At 71.3% G+C, this 19,807-nt stretch carries 18 protein-coding genes; 16 read left to right on the top strand and 2 right to left on the bottom strand.

Annotated features, from left to right (window positions below; translation table 11 throughout):
- The first annotated feature begins 19 nt into the window (after window positions 1–19).
- The 7 genes from DA075_RS06355 to DA075_RS06325 all read left to right on the top strand — a co-directional run bounded on the left by DA075_RS06355 (window position 20) and on the right by DA075_RS06325 (window position 8,705).
- Window positions 20–1,057 (top strand): LLM class flavin-dependent oxidoreductase, encoded by a 1,038-nt coding sequence (locus DA075_RS06355; protein ID WP_099952498.1) that lies wholly within the window; start codon window positions 20–22, stop codon window positions 1,055–1,057.
- A gap of 125 nt (window positions 1,058–1,182) precedes the next feature.
- On the top strand, window positions 1,183–2,319 hold the full coding sequence (locus tag DA075_RS06350) for a metallophosphoesterase (RefSeq protein ID WP_099956442.1): 1,137 nt from the start codon (window positions 1,183–1,185) through the stop codon (window positions 2,317–2,319).
- An 827-nt stretch (window positions 2,320–3,146) separates the two neighbouring features.
- Window positions 3,147–4,046 (top strand): alpha/beta hydrolase, encoded by a 900-nt coding sequence (locus DA075_RS06345; protein ID WP_099952497.1) that lies wholly within the window; start codon window positions 3,147–3,149, stop codon window positions 4,044–4,046.
- A gap of 61 nt (window positions 4,047–4,107) precedes the next feature.
- Window positions 4,108–5,766: a lipase family protein gene (locus DA075_RS06340; RefSeq protein ID WP_099952496.1), complete on the top strand. Its 1,659-nt coding sequence runs from the start codon at window positions 4,108–4,110 to the stop codon at window positions 5,764–5,766.
- 239 nt (window positions 5,767–6,005) lie between these two features.
- A complete protein-coding gene (kdsA, locus tag DA075_RS06335) occupies window positions 6,006–6,965 on the top strand; it encodes a 3-deoxy-8-phosphooctulonate synthase (RefSeq protein ID WP_099952495.1) in 960 nt (319 codons plus the stop codon).
- A gap of 13 nt (window positions 6,966–6,978) precedes the next feature.
- On the top strand, window positions 6,979–8,166 hold the full coding sequence (locus DA075_RS06330) for an MFS transporter (RefSeq protein ID WP_099956441.1): 1,188 nt from the start codon (window positions 6,979–6,981) through the stop codon (window positions 8,164–8,166).
- Between the two features lie 203 nt (window positions 8,167–8,369).
- On the top strand, window positions 8,370–8,705 hold the full coding sequence (locus DA075_RS06325; RefSeq protein WP_099952494.1) for a hypothetical protein: 336 nt from the start codon (window positions 8,370–8,372) through the stop codon (window positions 8,703–8,705).
- 64 nt (window positions 8,706–8,769) lie between these two features.
- Here the strand turns inward: DA075_RS06325 and queF are convergent, their stop codons facing one another.
- Window positions 8,770–9,264 carry a preQ(1) synthase gene (queF, locus tag DA075_RS06320; protein ID WP_099952493.1) on the bottom strand — a complete coding sequence of 165 codons (495 nt, stop codon included), beginning with the start codon at window positions 9,262–9,264 and terminating at the stop codon, window positions 8,770–8,772.
- A gap of 182 nt (window positions 9,265–9,446) precedes the next feature.
- On the opposite strand from queF, the gene eno reads away from it, so the two are divergent.
- Entirely contained in the window at window positions 9,447–10,727 is a 1,281-nt protein-coding gene (gene eno / locus DA075_RS06315) for a phosphopyruvate hydratase (RefSeq protein WP_099952492.1), read from the top strand.
- A gap of 48 nt (window positions 10,728–10,775) precedes the next feature.
- Here eno and DA075_RS06310 read toward each other — a convergent pair whose 3' ends face one another.
- Window positions 10,776–11,693: a DMT family transporter gene (locus DA075_RS06310; protein ID WP_099952491.1), complete on the bottom strand. Its 918-nt coding sequence runs from the start codon at window positions 11,691–11,693 to the stop codon at window positions 10,776–10,778.
- 218 nt (window positions 11,694–11,911) lie between these two features.
- Here DA075_RS06310 and DA075_RS06305 point away from each other — a divergent pair, with 218 nt between their 5' ends.
- From DA075_RS06305 to lpdA, 8 genes are all read left to right on the top strand, one after another.
- Window positions 11,912–12,778, top strand: a complete 867-nt coding sequence (locus DA075_RS06305; RefSeq protein ID WP_232386149.1) for a helix-turn-helix transcriptional regulator — start codon at window positions 11,912–11,914, stop codon at window positions 12,776–12,778.
- A gap of 42 nt (window positions 12,779–12,820) precedes the next feature.
- Window positions 12,821–13,132 (top strand): FtsB family cell division protein, encoded by a 312-nt coding sequence (locus tag DA075_RS06300; protein WP_099952490.1) that lies wholly within the window; start codon window positions 12,821–12,823, stop codon window positions 13,130–13,132.
- A gap of 99 nt (window positions 13,133–13,231) precedes the next feature.
- Window positions 13,232–14,275, top strand: a complete 1,044-nt coding sequence (gene pdhA, locus DA075_RS06295) for a pyruvate dehydrogenase (acetyl-transferring) E1 component subunit alpha (protein WP_099952489.1) — start codon at window positions 13,232–13,234, stop codon at window positions 14,273–14,275.
- Between the two features lie 94 nt (window positions 14,276–14,369).
- Complete coding sequence (locus DA075_RS06290) at window positions 14,370–15,821, top strand: pyruvate dehydrogenase complex E1 component subunit beta (protein WP_099952488.1); 1,452 nt, start codon at window positions 14,370–14,372, stop codon at window positions 15,819–15,821.
- A 19-nt stretch (window positions 15,822–15,840) separates the two neighbouring features.
- Window positions 15,841–16,125, top strand: a complete 285-nt coding sequence (locus DA075_RS06285) for a DUF5076 domain-containing protein (protein WP_099952487.1) — start codon at window positions 15,841–15,843, stop codon at window positions 16,123–16,125.
- 8 nt (window positions 16,126–16,133) lie between these two features.
- A complete protein-coding gene (locus tag DA075_RS06280) occupies window positions 16,134–16,742 on the top strand; it encodes a Uma2 family endonuclease (protein WP_099952486.1) in 609 nt (202 codons plus the stop codon).
- A gap of 4 nt (window positions 16,743–16,746) precedes the next feature.
- Window positions 16,747–18,228, top strand: a complete 1,482-nt coding sequence (locus DA075_RS06275) for a pyruvate dehydrogenase complex dihydrolipoamide acetyltransferase (protein WP_099952485.1) — start codon at window positions 16,747–16,749, stop codon at window positions 18,226–18,228.
- A gap of 44 nt (window positions 18,229–18,272) precedes the next feature.
- Window positions 18,273–19,712, top strand: coding sequence for a dihydrolipoyl dehydrogenase (lpdA, locus tag DA075_RS06270; protein WP_099952484.1), 1,440 nt, complete (start codon window positions 18,273–18,275; stop codon window positions 19,710–19,712).
- Window positions 19,713–19,807: the final 95 nt, after the last annotated feature.

Below are 19,807 nucleotides of genomic sequence, written 5' to 3'. Positions count from 1 at the left end.
CGCGTCCATCTTGGCCGGCATGACACACGCCCTGCAATTCGGCCTCGACACGTTCGGGGATGTCACCGCCCGGAACGGCGAGCTCCTGTCTCACGGCCAGGTCATCCGCGACGTCGTCGCGGAAGCGGTCCTGGCCGATGCGGTCGGGCTCGACTTCTTCGGCATCGGCGAGCACCACCGCGAGGATTTCTCGGTGTCCTCGCCCGAGATGGTCCTGGCGGCGATCGCCGGGCGCACGGAGCGCATCCGCCTCGGCTCGGCCGTGACGGTGCTCAGCTCCGACGATCCGGTCCGGGTCTACCAGCGCTTCTCGACCCTGCAGGCTTTGTCGAACGGGCGCGCCGAGGTCATCCTCGGCCGCGGCTCGTTCACCGAGTCGTTCCCGCTCTTCGGCTACCCCCTCGACCAGTACGAGACCCTGTTCGAGGAGAAGCTGGAACTGTTCGCCGCGCTGCTGGCCGGCGGGCCGGTGACCTGGCAGGGCACCACCCGGGCGCCGCTCGAGAACCAGTCCGTCTTCCCGACCCCGGAGACGCCGCCCAAGACCTGGATCGGGGTCGGCGGCAGCCCGAACTCGGTGGTGCGGGCGGTGCACCACGACCTGCCCCTGATGCTCGCCATCATCGGCGGCGAGCCGCAGCGCTTCCGCCCTTACGTCGATCTCTACCACCGGGCCTGCGCCCAGCTCGGCCGTCCCGTCCGGCCGATCGGCGTCCATTCCCCGGGCCATGTCGGCGAGACCGATGCGGGCGCCCGGGACGCGTTCTTCGCCGATTACAAGCGCATGCGCGACCGCATCGGCGCCGAGCGCGGCTGGCCGCCGATGACGCGCCAGGAATTCGACCGCGAGGCGGATCACGGCTCGCTCTATATCGGGAGCCCGGAGACGGTGGCGACGAAGATCGCCGCGACGGTGAGGGGGCTCGGCCTCGGCCGGTTCCAGCTCAAGTACAGCGCCGGCCCGCTGCCGCACGACCGGCTGATGCGCTCGATCGAACTCTACGGCACCAGGGTGGCGCCGCTGGTGCGCGAGATGCTGGGCGAGATGCCGCGCTAGATCCTGGCGGAGCGGGCACGGGGTCGGCCGCCGGTGCGTCGCCCTATCTCGCCCCCTGCCCCTCCCCGCCGCACCCCGGTGCCGGTACGGGAGGGGCGGGCCGGAGCGACGACAGGAGACCCGCCATCTTCCACCTCATCTTCGCGGCGCCGTGCGCCTACGTGATCGCCCGCTGGCTCGCGCCCCTCGGGCTGCCGCTCGCCGCCAAGGGCGTCATCGCCCTGCTGCTGCTCGCCGCCTCGCAGTTCCACCTCTGGAACCGGCTCTCCTCCGGCTCGGTCTTCGCGCCCGAATTCCCGCGCGGGGTCGTGCTCGCGCTCAACTGGGCCTTCGGCGCGATCCTGCTGCTGGCGGTGCTGCAGATCCTCGTCGATCTCGGCGCCCTGGCGGCGGCCCTGCTGCGCTGGAATCCGGTCGCCATCCCGGACGGGGTGCGGCTCGGAGCGGCGGGGCTCGCCGCCGGGCTCGCGGCCCTCGGCGTCGCCAATGCCGTGCGGGTGCCGCCGGTCCGGGACGTGACGGTGCCGATCCCCGGCCTGTCGCCGGCCTTCGAGGGCTACCGGCTGCTCCAGCTCACCGACCTGCACCTGAGCCGCCTCTTCCCAGGCCCTTGGGCCCGCGCCGTGGTGGAGCGCGCCACGACGGCCGGCGCCGACGTGATCGTGGTGACCGGCGACTTCATCGACGGCTCGGTGGCGATGCGCCGGGACGACGTCGCCCCCTTGCGCGACCTGCGGGCGCCGGACGGGGTCTTCGCCATACCCGGCAACCACGAATATTTCTTCGATTACCCGGCCTGGATGCGCCACCTCGCCGGCCTCGGCCTGACCATGCTGCCGAACGCCCACGCCGTGCTCGCCCGGGCCGAGGCCCGCCTGGTGCTCGCCGGCGTGACCGATGCCTCGGCCCCGGCCTCCGGCGAGGCCGGCCCCGACCTCGCGGCGGCGCTCAAGGGCGCCCCGCCCGGCGCGCCGGTCGTGCTCCTCGACCACCAGCCGCGAGCCGCGAAGCGGGCGGCGGCACGGGGCGTCGCGCTCCAGCTCTCCGGCCATACCCATGGCGGCATGATCCTCGGCCTCGACCGGCTGGTGGCGCGGGGCAATCGCGGTTTCGTCTCGGGCCGCTACGACGTCGCCGGCATGACGTTGTACGTCGGCAACGGCACCGGGATCTGGCCGGGCTTCGCGCTCCGGCTCGGCCTGCCCGCCGAGATGACCCGGTTCACCCTGCGAGCCGCGCCCCGTGCCGACGAGCCGGGCTGAAAGCCGGCTCCAGGAGCCCGCTCTGCGCGCCGCCTGCCCGAACGGACATGAAGTCCTGGAGCCTGTTGATTGGTTTCGTCAGCCGATTTGGCATACAGGTCGACTTCTCTCCATGTCGTCCCGGGTTCCGCTTTCGCGGCCCCAGGATGACGAGGAGGGTTGCAATTCGGTCCGCCGCCTCAAGCAGGCTCCCAGGATGAGATCGCGCGTGGGAGGGGCGGGCGCCGGCAATGAACGGCCCTGCCGTGTCCCGTGCACCGGCAGGTTCGTCCGGTCCCGCACCGGGGAGCGACGGCGCCCCGCGCCGCTCCGATTCATCGCAAGGTCGTTCGATATCCGTCGATCGGCGGAGGCCGACATCATCCTTTCGCGCCCTCCGGCCGGTCGGGCACTCCCTTCGGCATGCAGGTCGCTACTTCTAAAACAGAGGAAGATGCGGACCGCATCTCCGGCCGTGACGACGCAATTTTGCAACTTGTATCTCAGAAATTTTTTGGAAAAATCCATCTCGACTGACGTGCCGGCGCGACGGCTGAATTGCTGATCAGGGCAATCGCGGGATCATTCATGGGGAGGGGCCGCGATGATCCGCAGCAACACCTGCATCCTGACGCCGATTCGGTGTGGCGGGTGAGAGGACATGGCGGGCGAGAGGACATGGCGGGCGAGAGCCGGCCTTCTCCACGACATCAGCCTGCGACGCGTGCACCCGCGCCGTCGCGCCGATCGGGCACCGGATCACGCGCGACGAGGGCGCGAAGCCCCGGGCGGTCCGGCCCGCTGACGCTGTTCCCTGCCCCGCGTGAGAGCCCGCCCGAGGAGCCCCGATGTCGATCGCCGAACTCGACCGCATCCGCGCCCGTCTCGCCGCGCGACCGCGGCCCGCCGATCTCGCCGCAAGGCGCGAGCGCCTCGACGGCCTCGGCGCGGATGACGTCCTGCCGGCCGACGTGACGGTGGAGCGCGTGGCCGCCCGCGGCGTGCCCGCCGAATGGACCGGCACGGATGCCGCGGATCCGGCGCGGGTGATCCTGTTCCTGCACGGGGGCGGCTACATGGCGGGCTCGCTCGCCAGCCACCGCCACGTGGTGGCCCGGGCCGGGCGGGAGGCCGGCGCGCGGACGCTCGCCCTCGCCTATCGGCTCGCTCCCGAGCATCCCTTCCCGGCGGCTCTCGAGGATGCGCTCGCCGGATACCGCTTCCTCCTCGACCAGGGAGTCGCACCGGAGCGCATCGCGCTCGCCGGGGAGAGCGCGGGCGGCGGCCTTGCCCTCGCGACGGTGCTGTCGCTGCGCCAGGCCGGCCTGCCGCCGCCGCGCTGCCTCTGGCTCGCCTCGCCCTGGGTCGATCTCACGCTCGCAGGTGCCACCCTGGACAGCAAGGCCGCCGTCGATCCGCTCCTCAGCCGCGCCTACCTGGCGGAACTCGCGGCCGCCTACCTCGCCGGCGCCGATCCGCGCTCGTCGCTCGTCTCTCCCGTCGGCGGCGACCTCGCCGGCCTGCCGCCGATGCTGATCCAGGTCGGGTCCGCCGAGATCCTGCTCGACGACGCCGTCCGGCTGGCGGCGTCCGCCGGGGCGGCGGACGTGCCGGTGACGCTGCGGGTCTGGCCGCACATGATCCACGCCTGGCACCTCTTCCACCCGGAGCTGGAGGAGGGCCGTGCGGCCTTGCGCGAGGCGGGATCGTTCATCCGGTCCCACCTCGACGGCGCGGGGGCCCCGTGATCGCAAGCCCCGAAAGCTCGCCGCTTCCATCCGCGCATCCGCATCGACCCGAGGCCCTGCCATGACCGCACCGACGGTGAACAACGTCTTCGACGTGTCGAGCTGGATGTACGGCAACGCCGACAACAACGACCAGCCTCCCATCCCGACCGGTCTCGCGCCCTTCGACTACGCGCCCGGGCAGTTCGACAGCGGCCTGGACGACGAGACCGGGTTCCACGCCGCCGCCTTCGTCACGCAGGGCGACGACCCCACCGTCATCATCGGCTTCGAGGGCACCGACGCGAGCGGCCTGTCGCAGCGCCCGGCCTTCCTGGAAGCCCAGATCGCGGCGGATCTCGCGCTCTTCTTCGGCCACGTGCCGGAGGCGCTCGATCAGGCGGTCGCGTTCGCCGAGACGGTGGTCGCGGCCGCCGGGCAGAAGGCCATCCCCGAGAGCCGCGTCGTCGTCACCGGCCACTCGCTCGGCGCCGCGGAGGCCGCCTACGTATCGGCCCGGCTCGGCCTCGGGGGCACGACCTTCGCCGCACCCGGCCTCAACCAGGACGAGGTCGTCTTCCCGGGCGGCAACCTGACCAACTATGTCACCTACGGCGACCCGGTCGGCAATTACAGCGCGACGCCGATGAACTACGAGGGCGCGTTCCTCTCCGACACGGATATCCGCCGTGTCGGCGCGCCGACCTACATCGATTATTTCGGCGGGCTGCTCGGCCCGGCGGAGCGCCGGCTGCTGATCGCGGCGACCGAGAAGTTCGACCCCTCCTCGCGCAGCTACGATCCGGCCCTCGGCCTCCTGGAGGTGGGCGGCCTCGCCACGATCTTCCATCCGCTGACCTTCTACGGCGACCAGTTCTCGCCCTCCCTCAATGCCGGGGCGCCGGTCCAGGTCGATGCCGGCCGGATCATCGACGGCACCGAGTATCTGCAATTCTACGGCGATCTCCTCGACCGCAGCGGGCTGGTCAGCGACGCCTTCTACAATATCCGCTACGGCGACGTGCGGGCGGCGGGGGTCGACCCCGAGGCGCATTACGCGCGTGACGGCTGGCGGGAGGGCCGGGACCCGAACCCGTTCTTCTCCACCCTCGGCTACCGCGCCGCCAACCCGGGCGTCGCCGCCGCCGGAACCGACCCGCTCGCCCAGTACGATGCTGTGGGATGGCGGGCGGGCCGCGATCCGGGCGCCAATTTCGACACGCGGCTCTACCTCGAGCGAAACCCCGACGTGCGGGCGGCCGGCATCGACCCGCTGGCGCATTACCTCGATCATGGCCGCTACGAGGGCCGGGCGACCTATGCGGCGATCGGCGAGGCGGCGGACCTCGCCGCCGCCCGGGGCTTCGACGCGGAATACTACCTCCTCGCCAATCCCGACGTCGCGGCCGCCGCCCTGACGACCGGCGATCCCCTCGCCTTCGCGAAGACCCATTACGCCACAGACGGATGGCGCGAGGGGCGCGACGGCAACGCGCTCTTCGACACGGACGGGTACCTGACCGCCTATGCCGACGTGAGGGCCGCCGGGATCGATCCCCTGGCGCATTACGCCACATACGGCTGGCGGGAGGGCCGCGACCCGTCGACGGGTTTCGACACCAAGCTCTATCTGGCGCAGAACCCCGACGTGGCGCGGGCGGGCATCGATCCCCTGCTCCACTACCTGTCCTACGGGATCTACGAGGGCCGTGCGGCGCCGGCGGACGCGGCGTTCGGCTGAGGCATTCGTCGCCGGAGCCGTTCCGGTGGGGAGAGGCGCGCCTCCCGGGAGAGTCCTGGGACGTGCGTTCGCCCGGGTCGGTCGCCGGGACATGGCTTTCGCAGCAACAGACGCGTGTCATGGCAGGCGTCAGGGCATGACGCGGCGAGGCATTGCGAGCGGACAGGCCGCCGCCCGGGCAAACGAACCTGAGCCCGCACCTTCCCGCGCCCGCCGAAACCCGCTACGCCTCGCACACCATGCCGACCCAATCTCCCTCGCCCACCGTCGTCGCGGCCGGCTCCGTCCGCTTCGGCAACCACCTGCCGCTGAGCCTGATCGCCGGGCCCTGCGCCCTGGAGAGCCGCGACCACGCCCTCGAGGTCGCCGCCGCCCTCAAGGAGATGACGGCCTCGCTCGGAATCGGCCTCGTCTTCAAGTCCTCGTTCGACAAGGCCAACCGCACCTCGGCCGGATCGAGCCGGGGCATCGGCCTGTCCCAGGCGCTGCCGATCTTCGCCGAGATCCGCGAGAGCTTGGGCCTGCCGGTCGTCACCGACGTGCACGAGGCCGGGCATTGCGCGGCGGCGGCGGAGGCCGTCGACGTGCTGCAGATCCCGGCCTTCCTGTGCCGGCAGACCGACCTGCTGCTGGCGGCGGCGGCGACCGGCCGGGTGGTCAACGTCAAGAAGGGGCAGTTCCTCGCCCCCTGGGACATGGCTCACGTGGCGGCCAAGATCACCGGGGCCGGCAACCCCAACGTGCTGCTCACCGAGCGCGGCGCCTCCTTCGGCTACAACACCCTGGTCTCGGACATGCGCGCCCTGCCGATCATGGCGCAGGTGAGCGGCGGCCTGCCGGTGGTGTTCGACGCCACCCACTCGGTGCAGCAGCCCGGCGGCCAGGGCGCCACCTCCGGCGGCCAGCGCGAGTTCGTGCCGGTGCTGGCCCGCGCCGCGGTGGCGGTGGGGGTCGCGGGCGTGTTCATCGAGACCCATCCGGATCCCGACCGGGCGCCCTCCGACGGGCCCAACATGGTCCCCCTGCGCCAGATGCCGGCCCTGCTCGCCGAGCTCCAGGCCTTCGACCGTCTCGCCAAGGATGCTCTCGCCAAGGATGCCCTTGCCAAGGATGCTCTCGCCAAGGATGCCCTTGCCAAGGATGCCCTTGCCAAGGATGCCCTCGCCAAGGCCCGACACGCGGACGGGGCCGGCGGCTGACGGGGCCGCGGCGATGCAGGCCGCGCAGACCTCGCCGCATCAGTCGCCCTCCCGCCTGATCGCGGTCCTGGCCGCCGGGGGCTTCGCCAGCACCTTCGCAGGGAGGGTCGTCGAGCCGCTGGTCGGCGTGCTCGCCCGCGACCTCGCGAGCCCGCCCGCCACCGTGGCGCTGCTCTCCACCGCCTTCGCGCTGCCCTACGCGCTGATCCAGCCGGTGCTCGGGCCGGTCGGCGATGCGCTCGGCAAGGAGCGGGTGGTGGTGGCCTGCCTGGGCGTGCTGACCCTGGCGCTGGCGGCCTGCACGGTCACCGGCGACATCGGCACCCTGTTCGGCCTGCGCATGGTGGCGGGCGCGGCGGCCGGCGGGGTGATCCCGCTCTCGCTCGCCATGATGGGCGACCGCATCCCGATGGAGCGGCGCCAGGTCGCGATCGGCCGCTTCCTCGTCGCGGTGATCCTCGGCCAGCTCTCGGGTTCCACCGTGGCCGGGCTGATCGAGGGCGCGATCGGCTGGCGCGGGGTGTTCTGGCTCGCCGCCGGGGTCGGGGCGGCGGGTCTTCTCGGCGTCGCCTTCGGCTTCGCCCGGCGCCTGCGCGCGCCCGGCGGGCGCTTCGCCCTCGCCCCGGCGCTCGCGCGCTACCGCACCATCCTGCGCAACCCCCGGGCCCGGGTGCTGTTCTGCGCCGTCTTCGTCGAGGCGATCGCGGTGTTCGGCATCTTCCCGCACCTCGCCCACCTGATCGAGGCGCGCGGCGAGGGTGGTCCCAAGGAGGCCGGGCTGGTGCTGGCAGGCTTCGCCGCCGGGGGCCTCGTCTACTCCCTCACGGTCGGCCTGCTGCTGCGTTTCCTCGGCCAGACCCGGATGCTGATGGCGGGCGGCGCGGTCTCGGGCGCCGCGCTGACGGTCGTCGGCGTCGCCGGCGCCTGGCAGACCGACGCGGCGGCGCTCGTGGCTCTCGGCCTCGGCTTCTACATGCTGCACAACACCTTCCAGGTGCAGGTGACCGAGGTAGCGCCGGAGGCCCGGGCCTCGGCAGTGGCGCTCCACGCCTTCTCGTTCTTCTGCGGCCAGGCCCTCGGCGTCGCGGTCCTCGGCCTCGGTCTCGAGACCCTCGGCCAGCTGCCGGCGCTGGGCGTGTGCGCCGCCGTCATCCTGGTCCTCGGCCTCGTCACCGCCCGCCGGCTCGCCCGTCCGGGCTGACGATCCGGCAAGGCGACAAGTTCATCCGGAATTCAGGTGCCCGGCGCCAGGATCAGCATCAGTCACGTCCCCTACTGCGACGGCCGGAGATCCGGTCCGGCACGACGAAGGCGGGCGGTCCCGGGCCGAATGATTGCGGGAACCCTTTCCTGCCGAGCTCGTTATCCGGGTCATATGGCTTGAACGAAAGCAGGAGATCAACGATGCGCAAGCTGGCGATCATCCCGGCCCTCGCCGTCGCCCTCGGCACGCTGTCCACCGTCGCCCCCTCGCCGGCCCAGGCCCAGGGCTGGCGCGGGCACCACGGCTACGGCCACGGGGGGTATGGCCACGGCTACGGCCGCGGCTATGTCGGCCGGCCCTACGCCTATGGCGGCCGTCGCCGCGGCATCTCCCCCGGCGCGGCCGTCGGCCTCGGCATCGCCGGTGCGGCGGTCGGCGCGATCGGCGCCGCGGCCGCGGCCGATGCGGCCCGCCGCAACGGCTACGGCTATTACGGCGCCCCGGCTCCGGCCTACGGGTATGGCTACGGCTACTGAGATCTGAGCCGCACGTGAGTGCGAGGCGGGCGGCCGGGGAGACCCGGCCGCCCTTTTCGTGTCGTCAGCCGCGGGCCCGGTAGGGCGGCACGCCCTGGTCGGGCAGCCAGACCGAGGCCGGCGGGGTGCCGGTCTGCCAGAACACGTCGATCGGGATGCCGCCGCGCGGGTACCAGTAGCCGCCGATGCGGAGATACCGGGGCTCCAGGAGAGCGGTCAGCCGCCGGCCGATGCCGACAGTGCAATCCTCGTGGAAGGCACCGTGATCGCGAAAACTGTGCAGGTAGAGCTTCAGCGACTTCGACTCGACCAGCCACCGGTCCGGCACGTAGTCGATCACCAGGATGGCGAAGTCGGGCTGGCCGGTCACCGGGCAGAGCGAGGTGAATTCCGGCGCGGTGAAGCGCGCGCAGTAATCGGTGTCCGGATGGGGATTCGGCACCCGGTCGAGCTGGGCCTCGTCCGGCGAGCGCGGCTGGGCGGTGGGCTGCCCGAGCTGCCGGGCGTGTCCGGCGATGTCGTGGTCGGCGATGTCTTGGTTGGTGATGTCTTGGGTCATGCCCGCCCTATAGACCCGCGCGGACCCGCGCGAAACTGCCCGCCCGAGCGCGGGACGATCCCTCGCGCCCTCCCCGACCTCGACGCTCTTCCCCGGTAACCTACCCTTGGACGGCTTGCCGCAGGCGGCATCTTGGCCGATAAGCCGCGCGAACGCTCGAAGCCTGCCCGAGAGATCCTCTCATGACCGCGATCACCAACATCGCCGCCCGCCAGATCCTCGACAGCCGGGGCAATCCCACCGTGGAGGTCGACGTCCTCCTGGAGGACGGCTCCTTCGGCCGCGCCGCCGTCCCCTCGGGCGCCTCGACCGGCGCACACGAGGCGGTGGAGCTGCGCGACGGCGACAAGTCCCGCTACGGCGGCAAGGGCGTGCTGAAGGCCGTCGAGGCGGTCAACGGCGAGATCCTGGACGCCATCGGCGGCATGGACGCGGAGGAGCAGGCCGCCATCGACGAGGCGATGATCGAGCTCGACGGCACGCCGAACAAGGCGCGGCTCGGCGCCAACGCGATCCTGGGCGTCTCGCTCGCCGTCGCCAAGGCCGCCGCCGAGGCGTCCGGCCTGCCGCTCTACCGCTATGTCGGCGGCACCCAGGCCCGGATCCTGCCCGTCCCGATGATGAACATCATCAACGGCGGCGCCCATGCCGACAACCCGATCGACTTCCAGGAATTCATGATCATGCCGGTGGGCGCCGACTCGCTCGCCGAGGCGGTGCGCTGGGGCGCCGAGGTGTTCCACACCCTCAAGGGCGCCCTGAAGAAGGCCGGCCACAACACCAACGTGGGCGACGAGGGGGGCTTCGCCCCCAACCTCCCCTCGGCCGAGGCCGCTCTGGACTTCGTGATGGACTCGATCCGCGCCGCCGGCTTCGAGCCGGGTCGCGACATCGTGCTGGCGCTGGACTGCGCCGCCACCGAGTTCTTCAAGAACGGCGCCTACGTCTACGAGGGCGAGGGCCAGACCCGCGACCCGGAGGCCCAGGCCGCCTACCTCGCCAAGCTGGTCGACGCCTACCCGATCCTGTCGATCGAGGACGGCATGTCCGAGGATGACTGGGCCGGCTGGAAGGCGCTGACCGACAAGGTCGGCAACCGCTGCCAGCTCGTCGGCGACGACCTGTTCGTCACCAACGTCGCGCGCCTGTCGGAGGGCATCGCCAAGGGTACGGCGAACTCGATCCTGGTGAAGGTCAACCAGATCGGCTCGCTCACCGAGACCCTGGCCGCCGTCGACATGGCCCACCGTGCCGGCTACACCGCCGTGATGTCCCACCGCTCCGGCGAGACCGAGGACGCCACCATCGCCGATCTCGCCGTCGCCACCAATTGCGGGCAGATCAAGACCGGCTCGCTCGCCCGCTCGGACAGACTGGCCAAGTACAACCAGCTCATCCGCATCGAGGAGGGCCTGGGCTCGCAGGCCCGCTACCTCGGCCGCGGGGCGCTGAAGGTCGGCTGACCGTCTCGGCGGGAGGGGCTTCCAAGCCCCTCCCTGCCCTGGAAAGACTCACGCGTCGCAGGCCGCCTCCGGGCGGCCTTTTCGTTGCCCGGACAGCCGGTGGAGCGGCGCGAACACCACGACGTTGCCGGCGAGCACCAGGGCGAAGCCGAGGGCGGCGAGCGGCGTCACCCGGTAGCCCTCGGCGAAGACCGAGATCGTCAGCGCCACGACCGGGAACAGCACCGTCATGTAGGCCGCCTTCTCGGGGCCGATCCGCTGCACCACCGTCAGGTAGGCGGTGAAGCCGATCACCGAGCCGGGGATCGCCAGGTACACGAGCGCCCCGATATAGGCCGGCGACGGATCGAAGCCGAACGGCACGCCCCGCAAGGCTGCCACCCCCGCCACCAGGGCGGCCCCGTAGAGCATGCCATAGGCGTTCACCGTGGCGACGGGCAGCCCGTGGCGCTGGTTGCGGGCAGAGACGAGGTTCCCGGCCGAGAAGAACCAGGTGCCGAGGAGCGCCAGGCCGAGGCCGAGCGCCGTGTCCCGGTCGAGGGCGGTGCCGAGGAGGGTGTCCCGGAACAGGCAGGCGATGCCGAGAAGCCCGATCACCGCCCCGGCCAGCACCCGCGGCGCGGGCCGTCGCCGGTGAAACAGGTAGGCATTGGCGACGTTGAAGACCGTGGCGGCCGAGAACACCACCGAGACGACCCCGCTCGGAACCGAGCGCGTGGCGAGATAGAAGCAGGCGAAGTTGCAGGAGAACAGGCAGAGCGCCTGCAACAGCACGAAGGGCTGGTGCCGCGACGGGATGGCTTTCAACCGCCCGGCGAGGGCGAGGGCGCCGAACAGGACGGCGCCCGCGAGCGCGAAGCGGTAGGCGATCGACGCTTCGAAGGCGACGGGGCCGAGCTGGTGCTTGATGGCGATCCAGGTCGTGCCCCAGATGAGCACGGTCAGGGCGTAGAGGAAGGCGGTCACGGCGTGTCGGGCTCCCGGGCGGGCTCGTGTCGAGCGTCCCGGATAGGCGGCTCCGTCCCCGGCCGGCTTCCCGGTTCCGGTGGCGGCCTTGTCCATTCTTGGGGCTTTCGCGGGGCTCTTCGCGCCGTCACGCCCTCGACCCGTTGCCGGCGCCCGCGGGCGGCCCTTACGGTCGTGCCGCAACCTCCTCCACCTGCCGCCGATTGCCGACGCAGACCGTGACCGAGCCGAATCCCGACGTCCGCGATGCCCTCTCCCGCACCGGTGCGGCGCTCCTGCGCAGCGCCGAGATCGGTCGCGGGCTGTCGCTGGCCGAGTGGCAGAACCGCGACAACCGCGCCCGCTACGACCGTCCGGACCATCACACCCTGAGCCTCTACCTCGAAGGCGGCGAGGGCGTGGTGCGCGAGGACGGCGCCCTGTCGGGCGGCGGGCCGGACAAGCTCTGCCTGCTGCCGGCCGGCCACGAGAGCCGGTGGCTGATCGGCGGTCGCTTACGGATGCTCCACCTCTACGTCGCGCCCGAGACCCTGGCCTACCAGGCGGTGAGCGCCCTCGACGTCGATCCCCGCACCGTCTCGTTGCGCGAGCTGACCTTCGCGGAGGACCCGGCCACCGCGATGCTGGTGCGCGGCGCCGTGCTGCCCCTCGACTGGGAGGCGGGCGCCGACCGGATGGCGCTCGGCGCCGCCTGCCACCTCCTGCTTCACACCCTGCTGCGGCGCCATGCCGGCCCGGGCGCAGAACGGCCGGTGAAGGGCGGCCTCGCGCCGGCGGTCCGGCGGCGCGTCGCGGAGCTGATCGAGGCGCGCCTCGCCGAGGCCCTGACCCTGGAGGTGCTGGCCGACGCGGCGGGCCTGAGCACCTTCCACTTCGCCAAGATGTTCAAGGCCAGCTTCGGCCTGGCGCCGCACCGCTACGTGACCGAGCGGCGGATCGCCCGGGCCAAGGGCCTGCTCGAAGAGGGACGAACGAGCCTTGCCGGGATCGCGCTCGCCTGCGGCTTCGCCTCGCAGAGCCACTTCACCCGCCGCTTCGCCCAGGCGACCGGCCTCACGCCCGCGGCGTGGCGGTGGGCCGCGTGAGGCATTGAGCCTTCCTTAACCCTCCCGCGCCATCGTCCCCGCATGGTAGTCCGTCGTCGCGCCCGTGCCGTCCTGTTGCCGCTCGGCCTCTACGCCGTGTCGATCCTCGTGGTCGGCTACTTTCTGCACGAGGCCGAGAGCGGAAGCCGCGGCCTCGAAGCCAAGCGGGCGCTGAAGATCCAGGCCTACAATCTTCAGCAGGAGCTCGACGCCACCAAGGCCGACCGGGCCGAGTGGGAGCGCCGCGTGGCGCTTCTGCGCAGCGACCAGATCGACCGCGACCTTCTGGAGGAGCGGGCCCGGGTGGTGCTCGGCCGCGTCCACCCCAACGACGTCGTCATCATGACCCCCTGATCGTCATCCCGGCAGCGGCTTTCGGTCCCGAACCGCTCGATTTGCGCCCGCGCCTGCCCTAAGAACTCTCCCACAAAGGTAGCAGCCGGGAGGGTGCCGATGGATGCCGCGAAAGAGGCGCGCCGCGGGAGCGACAAGACCCGCGAGAAGGCGGCTGCGCCGCCCGCGGCCTCGAATGTGCCGGCTTTCAGCCGCGACGAGGACCTGCACGCCTATCGCGAGATGCTGCTGATCCGCCGCTTCGAGGAGAAGGCCGGCCAGCTCTACGGGATGGGCCTGATCGGCGGCTTCTGCCACCTCTATATCGGCCAGGAGGCCGTGGTGATCGGGGTCCAGATGGCCTCGAAGGACGGCGACCAGGTCATCACCGGCTACCGCGACCACGGCCACATGCTGGCCTGCGGCATGGAGCCGAAGGGCGTGATGGCCGAGCTGACCGGCCGCAAGGGAGGCTATTCCCGCGGCAAGGGCGGCTCGATGCACATGTTCTCCCGCGAGAAGAATTTTTATGGCGGCCACGGCATCGTCGGCGCGCAAGTCTCGCTCGGCACCGGCATCGGCTTCGCCAACAAGTACCGCGGCGACGGCGCGGTCAGCCTGACCTACATGGGCGACGGCGCGGCCAACCAGGGCCAGGTCTACGAGAGCTTCAACATGGCGCAGCTGTGGAAGCTGCCCGTGGTCTACGTGATCGAGAACAACCGCTACGCCATGGGCACCTCGGTCTCGCGGGCCTCGGCCCAGACCGACTTCTCGAAGCGCGGCGTCTCCTTCGGCATCCCGGGCGAGCAGGTCGACGGCATGGACGTGCGCGCCGTGCGCGAGGCGGCCACGCGCGCCATCGCCCATGCCCGCGACGGCGAGGGGCCCTACATCCTCGAGATGCAGACCTACCGCTATCGCGGCCACTCGATGTCCGACCCGGCCAAGTACCGGACCAAGGACGAGGTCGCCCGCATGCGCGAGGAATCCGACCCGATCGAGCAGGTCCGCAAGCGCCTGCTCGGGGGCCACAAGGTCCCGGAGGACGAGATTAAGGCGGTCGACGCCAAGGTGCGGGAGATCGTGAACGAATCGGCGGAGTTCGCCACCAGCGACCCCGAGCCGGATCCGTCCGAGCTCTGGACCGACATCCTGCTCTAGCGCCCGGGCCGTCCGCGGCGGCGCGGACGGCTGCTCTCGCCCTTGGCCGGCGCCCGACCCGGCGCGCCCCTCTCCCGGATCGACAGAGTACCCCATGGCGACCGACATCCTGATGCCCGCCCTCTCGCCGACGATGGAGCAGGGCAAGCTCGCGAAGTGGCTCAAGAAGGAAGGCGACCCGGTCAAGGCCGGCGACATCCTGGCCGAGATCGAGACCGACAAGGCGACCATGGAGGTCGAGGCGGTCGACGAGGGCGTGCTCGCCAAGATCCTGGTCGCCGACGGCACCGACAACGTCGCGGTCAACACCCCGATCGCGGTCCTCGCCGAGGAGGGCGAGGATCCGAAGGGCGTCCAGGCCGGCGGGGCGAAGCCGAACGGCAAGGGCAAGGAGGAAGGCCAGAAGGCCCCGGCCCCCGACATGCAGGCCGAGGGCCAGGCCGAGCGCCCCGCCCCCGCTGCCAAGACCGAGGGCGACAAGCCGGTCGAGACGCCCGCCGCTCCGGCGGTGATCACCAACCGCGGCCAGGACCCGGCGATGGCCGAGATCCCCGAGGGCACCGAGATGGTGACCCAGACCGTCCGCGAGGCCCTGCGCGACGCCATGGCCGAGGAGATGCGCCGCGACGACACCGTCTTCGTGATGGGCGAGGAGGTCGCCGAGTACCAGGGCGCCTACAAGATCACCCAAGGCCTGTTGCAGGAATTCGGCGCGAAGCGCGTCGTCGACACCCCGATCACCGAGCACGGCTTCGCCGGCGTCGGCGTCGGCGCGGCGTTCACGGGCCTCAAGCCCATCGTCGAGTTCATGACCTTCAACTTCGCCATGCAGGCGATCGACCAGATCATCAACTCGGCGGCCAAGACCCTCTACATGTCCGGCGGCCAGCTCGGCTGCCCGATCGTGTTCCGCGGCCCCAACGGCGCGGCGGCGCGCGTCGCCGCCCAGCACAGCCACGACTACGCCGCCTGGTACTCCAACGTGCCGGGCCTCAAGGTCGTGATGCCCTACACCGCCTCCGACGCGAAGGGCCTCCTGAAGAGCGCCATCCGCGACGCGAACCCGGTGGTCTTCCTCGAGAACGAGATCCTGTACGGCCAGTCCTTCCCGGTGCCGAAGCTCGACGACTTCACGGTGCCGATCGGCAAGGCCAAGGTCCATCGCGAGGGGCGCGACGTGACGATCGTCTCGTTCGGCATCGGCATGACCTACGCCCTCAAGGCCGCCCACGAGCTCGCCGAGGCCGGGATCGAGGCCGAGGTGATCGACCTGCGCACCATCCGGCCGATGGATTCGCAGACGGTGGTCGAATCGGTGAAGAAGACCGGCCGGTGCGTCACCGTCGAGGAGGGCTTTCCGCAATCGGGCGTCGGCGCCGAGATCGCCGCGCGCCTGATGGTCGACGCCTTCGACTACCTCGACGCCCCGGTCCTGCGCATCACCGGCAAGGACGTGCCGATGCCGTATGCCGCGAACCTGGAGAAGCTTGCGCTCCCGAACGTCGCCGAGGTGATCGAGGCGGCCAAGGCCGTCTGCTACCGGTGAGCGGCGGGGGAACGATTCCATGACAGAGGACGAACCCCGCTTCGAGGCCCTCGATGTCCCGCCCGATGCCCAGGAGCAGGGCGGCATCGAGGTGCTGCGCGCCGCCGTGGTCGACGGGGCGGTGAGCTTCGCGCTCCGCCGCTCCTTCGAGGACCCGGCGACCTGGGGACGGCTCCTCGTCGACCTCGCCCGCCAGGCGGCGCGGGTCTACGCCCGCGAGACCGAGATGTCCGAGGAGGAGGCCTTCGCGCGCATCCGCGCCGGGATGGAGGCCGAGAGCCTCGATCCCGAGAGCTTCAACTGAGGCTCCCCATGGCCGAGGCCGCGCCGCGTTGGGCCACCTATGCCGACCTCGAGGCGGTGCCGGACCACCTCGTGGCCGAGATCATCAACGGGGTGCTGGAAACGCATCCGCGGCCGCGCATGCGGCACGGTACGGCCGCCGGCGAGCTGTATGCCGAGCTGACCCTGCCCTTCCGGCGCGGTCGCGGCGGCCCTGGCGGCTGGATCTTCGTGATCGAGCCGGAGGTGCATCTCGGCCGTCACGTGGTCGTGCCCGACATCGCCGGCTGGCGCCGCGAGCGGCTGCCAGTCGAGCCGGAAACGGCCTTCACCGACATCCCGCCGGACTGGGTCTGCGAGATCCTGTCCCCCTCCACCGCCCGCCTCGATCGCGGGCCGAAGCGGCGGATCTACGCCGAGGCCGGTGTCGGCCATCTCTGGCTGCTCGATCCCACGGACGGCGTACTCGAAGGCTTCGCCCTGACCGGCGGCCGCTGGCTGCTGCTGGGCACCGTCGAGCGCGGCGAAACGGTCGCGCTTCCGCCCTTCGACGCCGTCTCCTTCCCGCTCGATGACCTGTTCCCCTTCGATTCCCCGCCTTTCGACGATCCGGCCGCCCCTCCTCCCGCCGAGACCTGAATCCATGCCGATCAACGTCCTGATGCCCGCCCTCTCGCCGACCATGGAGAAGGGCAACCTCGCCAAGTGGCTCAAGAAGGAGGGCGACACCGTCAAGTCGGGCGACGTGCTCGCCGAGATCGAGACCGACAAGGCGACCATGGAGGTCGAGGCGGTCGACGAGGGCGTGCTCGCCAAGATCGTGGTGCCGGAGGGCACCGCCGACGTGCCGGTCAATGACCTCATCGCCCTCATCGCCGAGGAGGGCGAGGATTTAGGCAGCGTGCAGGCCGGCGGCACCGGGCCGGCGAAGACGGCCCAGGCCCCCGCCAGGGCTGAGGCCCCCGCCAGGGCTGAGGCCCCCGCCAGGGCTGAGACGCCCGAAGCTGGAAAGTCCCGGGCGCCGGCCGGCAACGAGACGCCCGGCGGCGGCACGATGTCGTACGAGCGGGTCGACACCGCGCCGGAGGGCGCGCGCCCGTCGAGCGGCAAGTCGAACGGCGCGGCCGCCCCGGCACCCGGCGGGCGCCTGTTCGCCTCGCCGCTGGCCCGCCGCATCGCCAAGCAGGAAGGCGTCGACCTCGCCGCGATGCAGGGCTCGGGCCCGCACGGCCGGATCATCGAGCGCGACGTGCGCGCCGCCCTCGACGGCGGGACGGCCAAGCCCGCGCCCCAGCCCGCCAAGGAGGCCCCCGCCCCCGCCCCCGCCGCGAAGCCCGAGCAGGCCCAGCCCCAGAAGCCCGCTGCGGCGGCCCCGCCCTCCGGTCTCACCGCCAGGCAGGTGATGGGGATGTTCGAGCCGGGCTCCTACGAGGAGCTGCCCCTCGACGGCATGCGCAAGACCATCGCCAAGCGCCTGGTCGAGTCGAAGCAGACCGTCCCGCACTTCTACCTCTCCCTCGACGTCGAGCTCGACGCGCTCCTGTCCCTGCGCGAGCAGGTGAATGCGGGAGCGACGAAGGACAAGGACGGCAAGCCGGCCTTCAAGCTCTCGGTCAACGACTTCGTCATCAAGGCGCTGGCGCTCGCCCTGCAGCGGGTGCCGGCGGCGAATGCCGTGTGGGCCGAGGACCGCATCCTGCGCTTCCGCCACTCGGATGTCGGCGTCGCGGTGGCGATCGAGGGCGGGCTGTTCACGCCGGTGATCCGCCGCGCGGAGCAGAAGACCCTCTCGACCATCTCGGCCGAGATGAAGGACCTCGCCGCCCGCGCCCGCACCAAGAAGCTCAAGCCCGAGGAGTACCAGGGCGGCACCACCGCGGTGTCGAATCTCGGCATGTTCGGCATCAAGTCGTTCGGCGCGGTCATCAACCCGCCGCACGGCACCATCCTGGCGGTTGGCGCCGGCGAGGCGCGGGTGGTGGCGAAGAACGGCGCTCCGGCTGTGGTCCAGGCGATGACCGTCACCCTCTCCTGCGACCACCGGGTGGTCGACGGGGCGCTCGGCGCCGAATTGCTCGCCGCCTTCAAGGGCCTGATCGAGAGCCCGATGGGCATGCTGGTTTGACAGCCGCCGCCCTGCCCCACCCGGATCGACTGCCGGAGACCTGAATGTCCGACACCTACGACGTCCTCATCATCGGCGCCGGTCCCGGCGGCTACGTGGCGGCGATCCGGGCCGCGCAGCTCGGCTTCAAGACCGCGGTGGTGGACCGCGAGCATTTGGGCGGCATCTGCCTCAACTGGGGCTGCATCCCCACCAAGGCGCTGCTGCGCTCGGCCGAGATCTACCACTATATGCAGCACGCCAAGGATTACGGCCTCTCGGCGGAGAATGTCGGGTTCGACGTGGGCGCCATCGTCAAGCGCTCGCGCGGCGTCTCGGGCCGGCTCAACGGCGGCGTCGGCATGCTCCTGAAGAAGAACAAGGTCGACGTGATCTGGGGCGAGGCCACGCTCGAGGCGGCGCCTAAAGGCAACGAGGCCGGCCGGGTCAAGGTTCAGGAGACGAAGCGCGCGGAGGCCCCGAAGGGCGCCAAGGGCGCGGGCACCTACGGGGCCAAGCACATCATCGTGGCGACCGGCGCCCGCCCGCGGGCGATCCCGGGCATCGAGCCCGACCGACGCCAGATCTGGACCTACTACGAGGCCATGGTCCCGGACACGATGCCCAAGAGCCTGCTGGTGATGGGCTCGGGCGCGATCGGCATCGAGTTCGCCTCGTTCTACCGCACGATGGGGGCCGAGGTGACGGTGGTGGAGCTGCTGCCGCAGATCCTGCCGGTGGAGGATTCCGAGATCGCCGCGCACGCCCGCAAGCGCTTCGAGAAGCAGGGCATCAAGATCCTCACCGGCGCCAAGGTGACCAAGGTCGAGAAGGGCGGCGACGCAGTCACCGCCACGATCGAGAGCGAGGGCGGCAAGACCCAGACGATCACGGCCGAGAAGCTGATCTCGGCGGTCGGCGTCGTCGGCAACATCGAGACTCTCGGGCTGGAGACGCTCGGCGTCACGATCGAGCGCGGCATCGTCGCCACCGACGGGCTCGGGCGCACCAACGTGCCGGGGATCTACGCCATCGGCGACGTCGCCGGCCCGCCGATGCTGGCCCACAAGGCCGAGCATGAGGGCGTGATCTGCGTCGAGACGATCAAGGGCCTGCACACCCACCCGATGGACAAGGGCAAGATCCCGGGCTGCACCTACTGCCAGCCGCAGATCGCCTCGGTCGGCCTCACCGAGGCCAAGGCCAAGGAGCAGGGCTTCGACGTGCGGGTCGGCCGCTTCCCCTTCGCCGGCAACGGCAAGGCGATCGCGCTCGGCGAGCCCGACGGCCTGGTGAAGACGATCTTCGACCGCAAGACCGGCCAGCTGCTGGGTGCCCACATGGTCGGGGCCGAGGTGACGGAGCTGATCCAGGGCTACGTCGTGGCGATGAACCTCGAGACCACCGAGGAAGAGCTGATGCACACGGTCTTCCCGCATCCGACGCTGTCGGAGATGATGCACGAGAGCGTGCTCGACGCCTATGGGCGGGTGATCCACGCGTAGCCGGATCCGGGCCCGAAAGCCCCGGCGGAACAAGCCGTCGGGAGCTTGCTGCCGGTCGGGAGCGAGCCACGTGATACCCGCCGCGCCTTTGAACG

It is taken from the genome of Methylobacterium currus (genome assembly GCF_003058325.1).
Classification (GTDB): Bacteria; Pseudomonadota; Alphaproteobacteria; order Rhizobiales; family Beijerinckiaceae; genus Methylobacterium; species Methylobacterium currus.
The sequence above is the reverse complement of the archived record's forward strand: the minus strand, read 5'-3'. Positions and strand labels throughout refer to the sequence as shown.